This is a genomic window from Bacillus cereus group sp. RP29, assembly GCF_040459765.1.
Classification (GTDB): domain Bacteria; phylum Bacillota; class Bacilli; order Bacillales; family Bacillaceae_G; genus Bacillus_A; species Bacillus_A paranthracis.
Map to the genome: position 1 here is coordinate 1,277,151 of NZ_JARVHN010000001.1, position 12,217 is coordinate 1,289,367.

Below are 12,217 nucleotides of genomic sequence, written 5' to 3' on the forward strand. Positions count from 1 at the left end.
GATTACAAAATATGAAGTTAGAACACTTAATTGATCAAGCGGCAGGCCAGCCTAAAAAAACTGTGGCTGTAGCAGTAGCTGAAGATCATGAAGTAATTGAAGCTGTAGCGAAAGCAATTACATTACAGCTAGCTCAATTTCGTCTATATGGAAATCAAGAAAAAATAATGGGGATGCTACAAGAACATAGTTTACAAACTTCAGAACATATTGAAGTGATTGCAACACAGTCAAGTGCTGAGGCTGCAGAACTTTCTGTTAAAGCTGTAAGAAATGGCGAAGCAGATGTGCTTATGAAGGGGAACATCCCAACAGCAAATATTTTGAAGGCTGTATTAAATAAAGAGTGGGGACTTCGTAAAGGTAGCGTACTTTCACACGTTGCAGCATTTGAAGTTCCAAACTACAATCGTCTCATTTTTGTTACAGATGCAGCGATGAACATTGCACCTGATGTAACACAAAAAGCTGCTATTATACAAAATACTGTAGAAGTTGCCCGGGCAATAGGAATTGATTTGCCGAAGGTAGCACCAATTGCAGCGGTAGAGGTTGTGAATCCTGCGATGCAAGCGACAATTGATGCAGCGATGTTAACTCAAATGAATCGCCGCGGACAAATTAAAAATTGTGTCGTTGATGGACCACTTGCTTTAGATAATGCAGTATCACAAATTGCAGCAGAACATAAAGGCATAGTAAGTGATGTAGCAGGTAAGGCAGACATTTTACTCGTCCCAACAATTGAAGCTGGAAATGTACTATATAAATCACTCGTATACTTTGCGGATGCAAAAGTAGGAGCAATGATTGCTGGCGCAAAAGCACCGATTGTTTTAACATCTCGTGCTGATTCAGCAGAAACAAAAGTATATTCATTAGCATTGGCAGTTGCCACTGCTTCAAAATAAACCAAATAGGGTAAAACATTAGGGGGAAACGACAATGGCATTAGAAATATTCGAATACTTAGAAAAATATGATTATGAGCAAGTAGTATTTTGTCAAGATAAAGAATCAGGTTTAAAAGCAATCATTGCAATTCATGATACAACACTTGGACCTGCTCTTGGTGGAACAAGAATGTGGACATATGATTCTGAAGAAGCGGCGATTGAAGATGCATTGCGTCTTGCAAAAGGGATGACATACAAAAACGCAGCAGCTGGTTTAAACTTAGGTGGTGCGAAAACAGTAATTATCGGTGATCCACGTAAAGATAAGAGCGAAGCAATGTTCCGTGCATTAGGTCGTTATATTCAAGGACTAAACGGACGTTACATTACAGCTGAAGATGTTGGTACAACAGTAGATGATATGGATATTATCCACGAAGAAACTGACTTTGTAACAGGTATTTCACCATCATTCGGTTCTTCTGGTAACCCATCTCCAGTAACTGCATACGGTGTTTATCGTGGTATGAAAGCTGCTGCGAAAGAGGCTTTCGGTACTGATAATTTAGAAGGAAAAGTAATTGCTGTTCAAGGTGTTGGTAACGTAGCATATCACCTATGCAAACATTTACACGCTGAAGGCGCAAAACTAATCGTTACAGATATTAATAAAGAAGCTGTACAACGTGCAGTAGAAGAATTCGGTGCAACAGCAGTTGAGCCAAATGAAATTTACGGTGTTGAATGTGATATTTACGCACCATGTGCATTAGGCGCAACAGTTAATGACGAAACTATTCCACAACTTAAAGCAAAAGTAATTGCAGGTTCTGCAAATAACCAATTAAAAGAAGATCGTCACGGCGACATCATTCATGAAATGGGTATTGTATACGCACCAGACTATGTAATTAATGCAGGTGGCGTAATTAACGTAGCAGACGAGTTATATGGATACAATAGAGAACGCGCATTAAAACGCGTAGAATCAATTTATGACACAATTGCAAAAGTAATCGAAATTTCAAAACGCGATGGCATTGCAACTTATGTAGCAGCTGATCGTCTAGCTGAAGAGCGCATTGCAAGCTTGAAAAACTCTCGTAGCACATACTTACGCAACGGTCACGACATTATTAGCCGTCGCTAATCATTCATATATTACTTTTACAAAAGGTGTGGTTACCTCTTATGAGGTTTCCACTTCCTTTTGAATTTATTAGTGGAGGTAGCAACAGTGTCTGTAAATCGAATTCTTGTTATTAATCCGGGTAGTACATCCACAAAAATTGGTGTTTTTGATAATGAAAGACCCGTTTTAGAAGAAACTATTCGTCATGACGAAGAACAGATTGGAAAATATAAGCGAATTATCGACCAATATGAGTTTCGTAAAGAAACGATCTTAGAAGTTCTACATTCTCACGGTATTAACATTTCAAAATTAAACGCAGTTTGTGGCCGTGGGGGATTACTTCGTCCAATCGAAGGCGGAACATACACAGTAAACGATGCGATGTTAGAAGATTTAAAAAATGGTTTTAGCGGTCATCACGCTTCAAACCTTGGGGGCATTTTAGCATATGAAATAGCTTCTGGATTAAATATTCCGGCATTCATTGTAGACCCTGTCGTTGTAGATGAAATGGAGCCTATTGCTCGTATAAGTGGTATTGCTGGTATGGAACGCAAAAGTATTTTCCATGCATTAAATCAAAAAGCAGTTGCTCGTAAAGTAGCTGAACAGTTAAATCACAAATATGAGGATTTAAATTTATTAGTTACACATATGGGCGGCGGTATTACAGTTGGTGCTCATAAAAAAGGAAGAGTAATCGATGTAAATAACGGTTTAAACGGAGAAGGCCCATTTAGTCCAGAGCGCGCTGGTACAGTACCAGTAGGGCAACTAGTAGAAATGTGTTTCTCTGGTGAGTATTACCGAGATGAAATGATAAAAAAACTTGTCGGACAAGGTGGACTTGTAAGTCTTATCGGTACAAATGATGCGATTAAAGTAGAACAAATGGTTGAAAAAGGTGATCCTGAAGCAACTCTTATTTATAAAGCTATGGCATATCAAGTTGCAAAAGAGATTGGCGGAGCTAGCGCTGTACTTCACGGGAAAATCGATGCAATCGTATTAACTGGTGGACTTGCTTACAGTAAAATCCTTGTTGATGAAATAAAAGAACGAGTAGACTGGATTGCAGATGTTATCGTACATCCAGGAGAAGATGAATTACAAGCATTAGCAGAAGGGGCACTTCGTGTACTACGTGAAGAAGAAGCTCCAAAAGAATATATTGTACGTGAAAAAGAAACGGTAGCTAGGGGTTGAGATAATGGCAAAAGAATATGATTTAGTCATCGTTGGCGGCGGTACTGGTGGATATGTTGCTGCAATTCGTGCATCACAACTAGGGTTAAAAACTGCACTTGTTGAAAAAGAAAATCTTGGTGGTACTTGTTTACACAAAGGATGTATTCCTAGTAAAGCCCTTTTACGTAGTGCGGAAGTATACGCAACTGCTAAAAAAAGCGAAGAGTTCGGAGTTATTGCAAGTAATGTAGAACTAAACTTTGCGAAAGTACAAGAGCGTAAAGAGAAGATTGTAACGCAACTTCATAAAGGTGTTCAGCACTTAATGAAACAAGGTAAAATTGATGTGTTTGAAGGTATTGGCCGTATTCTTGGCCCATCTATTTTCTCTCCGATGCCAGGGACAATTTCAGTTGAACTTGCAAGTGGAGAAGAGAATGAAATGTTAATTCCAAAAAATGTACTTATTGCAACAGGTTCTCGTCCGAATTCATTACCAGGTTTAGAATTAGACGGAGAGTATGTAATGTCTTCCGATCATGCCCTAAAAATGGAAACGCTTCCTAGCTCGATTATTATCGTTGGTGGCGGTGTAATTGGTATTGAGTGGGCATCTATGCTTGCTGACTTCGGTGTAGAAGTTACAGTATTAGAGTATGCGAAAACGATACTACCACTAGAAGACCAAGACGTTTCAAAAGAAATGCAACGTCTATTCAAGAAAAAAGGTATTAAAGTGGTAACTGGTGCAAAAGTATTACCAGAAACATTGGTAAAAGATAATGGAGTAACAATTCAAGCTGAACATAACGGTGAGAATAAAGAATTTAAAGCAGAAAAAATGCTTGTATCTGTAGGACGACAAGCCAATACGCAAAATATTGGTTTAGAGAATACGGATATCGTTGTGGAAAAAGGATACATTCAAACAAATGAGTTTTATCAAACGAAAGAATCTCATATTTACGCAATCGGTGATGTAATTGGTGGCTTACAGCTTGCTCACGTTGCTTCTCATGAAGGAATTGTTGCAGTAGAACATATTGCTGGTAAAGAAGTTACACCAATTGATTATTCTATGGTATCAAAATGCGTATATAGCAGTCCGGAAGTTGCTTCTGTCGGTTTAACAGAACAAGAAGCGAAAGAAAAAGGCTATAAGCTAAAAGTAGGTAAGTTCTCATTCCGTGCAATCGGAAAAGCGCTTGTATACGGCGAATCAGATGGTTTCGTAAAACTTGTAGTTGATGAAGAAACAAATGATATTCTCGGTGTTCATATGATTGGACCGCATGTAACAGATATGATTTCTGAAGCGGGTCTTGCAAGAGTACTTGATGCAACACCTTGGGAAGTAGCACATACAATTCATCCGCATCCATCATTATCTGAGGCGATTGGTGAAGCAGCATTAGCTGTAGATGGAAAAGCGTTACACGCATAAAAATGTGGATTTAGGAGGTTATGAAAAATGGCAGAAGTAAAAGAAAAGCGCCATGAAGAGCTTGGCTTAAGTGATGAGCAAGTATTAGAAATGTTCCGTACGATGTTACTTGCACGTAAAATCGACGAACGTATGTGGTTATTAAACCGTGCTGGTAAAATTCCATTCGTAATTTCTTGTCAAGGACAAGAGGCAGCACAAGTTGGAGCAGCATTTGCTCTTGATAGAGAGAAAGATTATGCATTACCATACTACCGTGATATGGGTGTTGTACTAGCGTTTGGTATGACAGCGAAAGAACTGATGCTATCTGGTTTCGCGAAAGCTGGAGATCCAAACTCTGGTGGTCGTCAAATGCCTGGTCACTTCGGTCAAAAGAAAAATCGTATTGTGACAGGTTCATCTCCAGTAACAACGCAAGTACCACATGCAGTTGGTATTGCATTAGCTGGAAAAATGGAAAAGAAAGATTTAGTAACGTTTGTTACATTCGGTGAAGGTTCTTCCAACCAAGGTGATTTCCATGAAGGTGCAAACTTTGCTGGCGTACACAAGTTACCTGTTATTTTTATGTGTGAAAATAATAAATACGCAATCTCTATTCCAGTTGAAAAACAATTAGCATGTAAAAATGTATCAGACCGTGCAATTGGATACGGTATGCCTGGATATACAGTAGACGGAAACGATCCGCTTGCAGTATATAAAGCTGTAAAAGAAGCAGCAGACCGTGGCCGCCGTGGTGAAGGTCCAACTTTAATTGAAACAGTATCATATCGTTTAACAGCACATTCAAGTGACGATGATGATCGCGTTTATCGTGATAAAGAAGAAGTAGAAGAAGCGAAGAAAAATGATTCAATTGTAACATTTGCTGCTTATTTAAAAGAGGTTGGCGTGTTAACTGAGGAATCAGAAAAACAAATGTTAGACGAAATTATGCATATCGTAAACGAAGCAACAGAATATGCAGAAAATGCTCCGTATGCAGCACCTGAAGATGCATTGAAGCACGTATACGCAGAATAGGGGGGAACGTTTCATGGCTGTAATGTCTTATATTGATGCTATTACATTAGCAATGCGCGAGGAAATGGAACGCGATGAGAAAGTATTCGTTTTAGGTGAAGATGTTGGTAAAAAAGGTGGCGTATTTAAAGCGACACACGGATTATATGATCAATTTGGTGAAGATCGTGCGCTAGATACACCACTTGCAGAATCTGCAATCGCTGGGGTTGCAATTGGTGCAGCAATGTATGGAATGCGTCCAATCGCTGAAATGCAGTTTGCGGATTTCATCATGCCAGCAGTAAACCAAATTGTTTCTGAGGCAGCAAAAATTCGTTACCGTTCTAATAATGATTGGACTTGTCCAATCACAGTTCGTGCGCCATTTGGCGGCGGTGTTCACGGTGCATTGTATCATTCGCAATCTGTAGAAGCGATGTTTGCAAACCAACCTGGTTTAAAAATCGTTATCCCTTCTACACCATATGATGCAAAAGGCTTACTAAAAGCTGCAATTCGTGATGAAGATCCAGTATTATTCTTTGAGCATAAACGTGCATATCGCTTAATTAAAGGTGAAGTGCCAGAAGATGATTACGTATTACCAATCGGAAAAGCAGATGTAAAACGTGAAGGTGATGATATTACTGTTATCACATACGGATTATGTGTTCATTTTGCTCTTCAAGCAGCTGAAAAGTTAGCGCAAGATGGCATCTCTGCACATATTCTTGATTTACGTACTGTATATCCATTAGATAAAGAAGCAATCATTGAAGCAGCTTCTAAAACAGGTAAAGTTCTTCTTGTAACAGAAGACAATAAAGAAGGAAGTATTATGAGTGAAGTGGCAGCAATTATCGCTGAAAACTGTCTATTTGATTTAGATGCACCAATTGCGCGTCTTGCAGGTCCAGACGTTCCAGCAATGCCATATGCACCAACAATGGAAAAATTCTTTATGGTAAATCCAGATAAAGTTGAAAAAGCAATGCGTGAACTTGCGGAATTTTAATCGGGGGGACTATACATGGCTGTAGAAAATATTACAATGCCTCAGCTCGGGGAGAGCGTTACAGAGGGTACAATTAGTAAATGGCTCGTTAATGTTGGCGATCACGTAAACAAATATGATCCGCTTGCAGAAGTAATGACTGATAAAGTAAATGCTGAAGTACCATCTTCTTTCACTGGTATTGTGAAAGAGTTGATCGCTGGTGAAGGTGATACGTTAGCTGTAGGTGAAGTAGTTTGTGTGATTCAAGTAGAAGGCGCAGATGAAGTAGCAGCAACAGCTGTTGAGGAAAAAACAAAAGAAGAACCAAAGGCAGAAGTAGCTACGCCTGAAAAAGCACCGAAAGCAAAACAACCAACTGATGGAAAACCTCGTTTTTCACCAGCTGTGTTAAAACTTGCAGGTGAACATAACGTTGATTTAGATCTAGTAGAAGGTACGGGAGCAAACGGCCGTATCACTCGTAAAGATATTTTAAAGCTAGTGGAATCAGGAAATATTCCGCAAGCAGGTGCGGCGAAGAAAGAGGAAGCGGTAGCGGCAGTAGTAGAAGCGCGTCCGGAAGCACCAAAAGCAGCGCCAGTAGCACAAAAAGTAGAAGCTGCGAAACCAGTTTCTGTACCAACAATGCCTGGCGATATCGAAATTCCAGTAACAGGTGTACGTAAAGCAATCGCAGCGAACATGTTACGTAGTAAACACGAAGCGCCACACGCTTGGATGATGATTGAAGTAGATGTGACAAACCTTGTGTCATACCGTAATTCAATTAAAGGTGATTTCAAAAAACGCGAAGGCTTTAACTTAACGTTCTTTGCTTTCTTCGTAAAAGCAGTAGCACAAGCGTTAAAAGAGTATCCTCAAATTAATTCAATGTGGGCTGGCGATAAAATCGTTCAGAAGAAAGATATTAACCTTTCTATCGCTGTTGCGACAGAGGACGAACTATTTGTACCAGTAATTAAACACGCGGACGAGAAGACAATTAAAGGTATCGCTCGTGAAATTACAGAACTTGCGGGAAAAGTACGTACGAAATCGTTAAAAGCGGACGAAATGCAAGGCGGAACATTTACAATTAATAACACAGGATCATTCGGTTCTGTTCAATCTATGGGTATTATTAATTACCCACAAGCGGCTATTTTACAAGTTGAATCAATTGTAAAACGCCCAGTAATTATGGAAAATGGTATGTTCGGTGCTCGCGACATGGTTAACTTATGTTTATCACTTGATCATCGTGTACTAGATGGTTTAATTTGTGGTAAGTTCTTAGGACGTGTAAAAGAAATTTTAGAAAATACGTCAGAAAATAATACATCTGTATATTAAATAAAAAGCTCGCTTATGCGAGCTTTTTATCATCTTATTTCTTCATCTACATCCTACTATATGTATAATACCTTTCCCAGTAATCTTACAATGAACCATTATGTATTAGGAATTTATGAAAATACATTGCTGATATATGGTATATGGATATAAAATAAGAAAAGAATAATTTTTTTGGCAAATCTTACTGACGAAACTGTAGTATAATATATTGTATTGTATGAAAAAGAGAGTTATTCTATATAAGTGTTTTATAGATAATGTGTAATCAGTCGTCAAAACATGAAGAATGTTGACTCCTGGTTTTTTATTTTGCTGTAACAATGTTTCAGGAGGATGTCATGAAAAGAAGTACCGAGTTTCTAAAAAGTTTAGATGTAAAATTAATTTTAATTTTGTTAGCATTATGTGTTACAAGTATAGCTGCTATATATAGCAGTCAGCAAACTGGCCAATATGGAGAGGCAAACTTTGCGATGAAACAAGGTTTGAACTACATAATTGGGGTTGTATTGTTATTGCTTGTTGCAAGCATCGACTTAGATCAATTACAAAAATTGTCTTGGCCACTTTATATCGTTGGATTTGCTTCACTTATTCTTTTGAAAATACTACCGGTTTCCAATTTCACACCTGAAAAATTAGGTGCAAAAAGATGGTTTGTATTTCCGTTAGTTGGACAAATTCAGCCATCTGAGTTTTTCAAAATTTCATTGCTTCTCGTAGTAGCAAGTATAGCAGTGAAACATAATGCGCAGTATATGGCAAGGACATTTCAAACGGACTTAAAATTAGTAGGTAAAATTATGCTAGTATCCCTCCCGCCTATGGCTGTTGTATATAGCCAACCGGATACGGGGATGGTGTTCTTATACGCTGCTGCCATTGCATGTATTTTATTTATGTCAGGTATTCAGAAGAAATTGATAGCGTTATGTACAGTTATTCCAGTCACCATACTATCCACGTTAATATTTATTTACGTAAGGTATGAGGATTTCTTCTTTAATAAGTTAGTTACGCTACTAAAACCGCACCAACAATCACGTATTTTAGGTTGGTTAGATCCATTTGAACATACAGATCAAGGTTATCAAACACAGCAATCAATTTTAGCTGTAGGTAGTGGCGGTATGGAAGGGAAAGGGTTTGGCGAAGGGAATGTTTATATCCCTGAGAAGCATACAGACTTTATTTTCGCTACAATTGCCGAAGAAGGTGGATTTATCGTAGCAGCGTTAGTTGTATTCTTGTTCTTATTACTACTATATAGAACAATTATTATCGGTTATTCTGCTGATAATTTATTCGGTACATTATTATGTGCTGGGTCAATTGGGATATTAACGGTTCAAATATTCCAAAATATCGGTATGATTGTTGGATTAATGCCTGTAAAAGGGATTGCATTACCTTTCTTATCGTATGGGGGAAGTTCCTTGTTCTCGAATATGATTATGATGGGTCTCATATTATCGGTACGAAAAACGTATAAAAAGTATATGTTTTCCGTTAAGTAAAAAAAGCTGGTTCGTTTTTAAACGAACCAGCTTTTTTACATATATACTCATAAACGTTGCAAACTAAAACAGACTAGCAGTTTAGGATGTAAGGAGTGCAAAGTGATGCATATGCATATTTTTGAGGGAGCACGGCATCTTTCTAATAGTGAATGGGTTATTCGGGCTATTATAGCATACATATTTTTAATATTAGTTGCGAAAGCGATGGGGCAAAGGTCCATCGCACAACTTCGCTTTTTAGATGTTGTATTGGTGTTATTGCTTGGCGGGAATATTTCTAACGCATTGTCTGATGAAAAAGTAGGATTAATGGGCTCGATGATTACAACGTTTATACTCGTTGTACTTCATATTATAAGTTCAGTTTTAATGTTGAAGTGGGATAGATGGAGACGCTTTTTAGAGCCAGCACCTATCATTCTTATACACAACGGCTCCATTGATTTTAGCAATTTGAAAAAAGCGAGAATTACCGTGGAATATTTATTTTCAGAACTTCGTATGCGAAATGTGAGCGATATTCAAACAATCAAATTAGCATTATGGGAAGCGAACGGTGTCGTTTCTATATTTCGGTATCCAGAATATGAGGCAGTTTCCCGACTTGATCTAAAAGTGGCGGGAAAAAAATCTCCAGTTTCTTTTGTATTAGTAAAGGATGGGAGCATTCAGCAAGATGTTCTTGCATTATTAGGGAAAACAGAAGAATGGGCGAGAGAATTTCTAGAGAAAAACGCAGAAGTTGAATCCATTTTGTTAGCTACAGTAGATGAAACACATAAAATAAATATTTTGTTAAAAAAATGAAAAATATACGCATTTTGTCGTTTCATACATATGATACAATAGTGTGGACAACGAAAAAGGAGGGATACGATGGGATATGTAGAAGAATTACGGAAAATAGTTGGTCATCGCCCTTTAATTTTAGTTGGTGCTGTTGTACTCGTTATAAATGAAAATAGATATGTATTATTACAACAAAGAACAGAGCCTTACGGAAAATGGGGGCTGCCTGGTGGATTAATGGAGCTTAGTGAATCACCAGAAGAAACTGCTTTTCGTGAGGTATACGAAGAAACAGGAATAAAGGTGAAGAACCTACGATTAATCAATGTGTTTTCTGGAGCGAACTATTTTACAAAATTAGCAAACGGTGATGAATTTCAATCTGTAACGACCGCTTATTATACGGACGAATACGATGGAGATTTTGTTATGAACAAAGAAGAAGCGGTTCAGCTTAAATTCTTCCCACTAACAGAACTACCTGACTATATTGTTGGGTCGCATAAAAAAATGATTAGTGAATATATGAAGATTATGGAAAAAAAGATATAATAATAGTGAAAGAAATACAAAAACACAGTTCTGGTTGGTAGTCCAGACGCATGATTTCATGTCAGTAACCTTCCCCTCCGGGATGTCCCGTATTTCTAATTTTTTTAGGGGGGGCTGTCAATGGATTTGACAGTATATCACGATGGCCAATTTTTTGTTGGAATCATTACATGTAAAGAAAAAGGGAAGTTGTATGGAGCGAGATATATTTTTGGAACGGAACCTTCAGACGAAGAAGTGCTTATATTTGTGAACGGTTCAATGTTAGCGTATTTTCAGCACTTTGCAAAATGTGGCGTGGAAGTGAAAGAAAAACAGCGTCCCAAAAATATAAAGCGAATCATACGACAAGCTGCAAAAGAAGTAAATGTAAACCGCTTTACTAAGGCGCAAGAGGCAATTAGCTTATCTTATGAACTGCATAAACAAGAAAAGAAAGTGCAATCTAAGGAGAAGCGAGAGGCTGAAAAACAAAGAAGACGTTTAATCAAAGTACAAAAAGCAAAGCAAAAACATCGTGGTCATTGAGAAAAGGTGTTAGAGCAAGAGCTCTAACACCTTTTCTATGCTGAAATACAAGTAAACTTACTTGTATTTCATAAACATTAACTGGTAAGATACAAATAGGTAGTTTTAGAGGAGGGAAAAGATTGATTAATTTTAACTTTTTTATGAATGATGTTGTCCGCCAAGCGCGTGAAGAGATTGTCTCTGCTGGATATACAGAATTGACGACGCCAGAAGCAGTAGACGAAGCGTTTAAAAGAAATGGAACAACACTTGTAATGGTAAACTCTGTATGTGGTTGTGCAGGCGGTATTGCTCGTCCTGCTGCTGCGCATTCTGTACATTATGATAAACGTCCTAACCACCTTGTAACGGTGTTTGCAGGTCAAGATAAAGAAGCGACAGCAAGAGCTCGTGAATATTTCGAAGGGTATCCACCATCTTCTCCATCATTTGCTTTATTAAAAGATGGAAAAATTGTAACGATGGTAGAGCGTCATGAAATTGAAGGTCATGAACCGATGCAAGTTATTGCAAAACTACAATCGTATTTCGAAGAGAATTGCGAAGAACTATAATCAGTGGAGGTGGTTCATCCCAACTGATTATAAGTCCTTATAAAAATAAATGAAAAGGCGGTACGTCCATACTCAAGTGGATGTACCGCCTTTTTTTATTTCGTATTAAAATTTTTGGGATATGCATAGTTTTGTTATTTTATGCATCTTTTTATACACGGATAACTGTATTTTAACTCGTTTTATTTTTATTTTTATTTTATATATTGCATAAAAATAAAAGTGCTGATACAATACAAACATC

12 protein-coding genes are annotated in these 12,217 nt (G+C 37.9%); all 12 read left to right on the top strand.

Annotation, left to right across the window (positions count from 1 at the left end):
* The first annotated feature begins 11 nt into the window (after nucleotides 1–11).
* The 12 genes from yqiS (at nucleotide 12) to QCI47_RS06765 (ending at nucleotide 11,973) form a co-directional block, all read left to right on the top strand.
* Nucleotides 12–911: a phosphate butyryltransferase gene (gene yqiS / locus QCI47_RS06710; protein WP_000763079.1), complete on the top strand. Its 900-nt coding sequence runs from the start codon at nucleotides 12–14 to the stop codon at nucleotides 909–911.
* 34 nt (nucleotides 912–945) lie between these two features.
* Complete coding sequence (locus tag QCI47_RS06715) at nucleotides 946–2,046, top strand: leucine dehydrogenase (protein ID WP_001162675.1); 1,101 nt, start codon at nucleotides 946–948, stop codon at nucleotides 2,044–2,046.
* An 87-nt stretch (nucleotides 2,047–2,133) separates the two neighbouring features.
* Nucleotides 2,134–3,237 carry a butyrate kinase gene (gene buk, locus QCI47_RS06720; RefSeq protein ID WP_000115774.1) on the top strand — a complete coding sequence of 368 codons (1,104 nt, stop codon included), beginning with the start codon at nucleotides 2,134–2,136 and terminating at the stop codon, nucleotides 3,235–3,237.
* Nucleotides 3,238–3,241: 4 nt separating this feature from the next.
* Entirely contained in the window at nucleotides 3,242–4,663 is a 1,422-nt protein-coding gene (gene lpdA / locus QCI47_RS06725) for a dihydrolipoyl dehydrogenase (protein ID WP_001051291.1), read from the top strand.
* Nucleotides 4,664–4,690: 27 nt separating this feature from the next.
* Entirely contained in the window at nucleotides 4,691–5,692 is a 1,002-nt protein-coding gene (gene bfmBAA / locus QCI47_RS06730) for a 3-methyl-2-oxobutanoate dehydrogenase subunit alpha (protein WP_000852555.1), read from the top strand.
* Nucleotides 5,693–5,705: 13 nt separating this feature from the next.
* Entirely contained in the window at nucleotides 5,706–6,689 is a 984-nt protein-coding gene (bfmBAB, locus tag QCI47_RS06735; RefSeq protein ID WP_000290076.1) for a 3-methyl-2-oxobutanoate dehydrogenase subunit beta, read from the top strand.
* Between the two features lie 15 nt (nucleotides 6,690–6,704).
* Complete coding sequence (locus tag QCI47_RS06740) at nucleotides 6,705–8,024, top strand: dihydrolipoamide acetyltransferase family protein (RefSeq protein ID WP_000257652.1); 1,320 nt, start codon at nucleotides 6,705–6,707, stop codon at nucleotides 8,022–8,024.
* A gap of 341 nt (nucleotides 8,025–8,365) precedes the next feature.
* Nucleotides 8,366–9,544: an FtsW/RodA/SpoVE family cell cycle protein gene (locus QCI47_RS06745; RefSeq protein ID WP_000831200.1), complete on the top strand. Its 1,179-nt coding sequence runs from the start codon at nucleotides 8,366–8,368 to the stop codon at nucleotides 9,542–9,544.
* 105 nt (nucleotides 9,545–9,649) lie between these two features.
* Nucleotides 9,650–10,354, top strand: a complete 705-nt coding sequence (locus tag QCI47_RS06750; RefSeq protein WP_000550968.1) for a DUF421 domain-containing protein — start codon at nucleotides 9,650–9,652, stop codon at nucleotides 10,352–10,354.
* 69 nt (nucleotides 10,355–10,423) lie between these two features.
* Nucleotides 10,424–10,888 (top strand): NUDIX hydrolase, encoded by a 465-nt coding sequence (locus tag QCI47_RS06755; RefSeq protein WP_014481752.1) that lies wholly within the window; start codon nucleotides 10,424–10,426, stop codon nucleotides 10,886–10,888.
* A 120-nt stretch (nucleotides 10,889–11,008) separates the two neighbouring features.
* Nucleotides 11,009–11,416: a YjdF family protein gene (locus tag QCI47_RS06760; RefSeq protein ID WP_000366594.1), complete on the top strand. Its 408-nt coding sequence runs from the start codon at nucleotides 11,009–11,011 to the stop codon at nucleotides 11,414–11,416.
* Nucleotides 11,417–11,559: 143 nt separating this feature from the next.
* Nucleotides 11,560–11,973, top strand: coding sequence for a BrxA/BrxB family bacilliredoxin (locus tag QCI47_RS06765; RefSeq protein WP_001998211.1), 414 nt, complete (start codon nucleotides 11,560–11,562; stop codon nucleotides 11,971–11,973).
* Nucleotides 11,974–12,217: the final 244 nt, after the last annotated feature.

Coding starts and splice junctions, on each gene's coding strand:
- yqiS (WP_000763079.1), top strand. CDS start 12: ATGAAGTTAGAACACTTAATTGATCAAGCGGCAGGCCAGCCTAAAAAA.
- QCI47_RS06715 (WP_001162675.1), top strand. CDS start 946: ATGGCATTAGAAATATTCGAATACTTAGAAAAATATGATTATGAGCAA.
- lpdA (WP_001051291.1), top strand. CDS start 3,242: ATGGCAAAAGAATATGATTTAGTCATCGTTGGCGGCGGTACTGGTGGA.
- bfmBAA (WP_000852555.1), top strand. CDS start 4,691: ATGGCAGAAGTAAAAGAAAAGCGCCATGAAGAGCTTGGCTTAAGTGAT.
- bfmBAB (WP_000290076.1), top strand. CDS start 5,706: ATGGCTGTAATGTCTTATATTGATGCTATTACATTAGCAATGCGCGAG.
- QCI47_RS06740 (WP_000257652.1), top strand. CDS start 6,705: ATGGCTGTAGAAAATATTACAATGCCTCAGCTCGGGGAGAGCGTTACA.
- QCI47_RS06745 (WP_000831200.1), top strand. CDS start 8,366: ATGAAAAGAAGTACCGAGTTTCTAAAAAGTTTAGATGTAAAATTAATT.
- QCI47_RS06750 (WP_000550968.1), top strand. CDS start 9,650: ATGCATATGCATATTTTTGAGGGAGCACGGCATCTTTCTAATAGTGAA.
- QCI47_RS06755 (WP_014481752.1), top strand. CDS start 10,424: ATGGGATATGTAGAAGAATTACGGAAAATAGTTGGTCATCGCCCTTTA.
- QCI47_RS06760 (WP_000366594.1), top strand. CDS start 11,009: ATGGATTTGACAGTATATCACGATGGCCAATTTTTTGTTGGAATCATT.
- QCI47_RS06765 (WP_001998211.1), top strand. CDS start 11,560: ATGAATGATGTTGTCCGCCAAGCGCGTGAAGAGATTGTCTCTGCTGGA.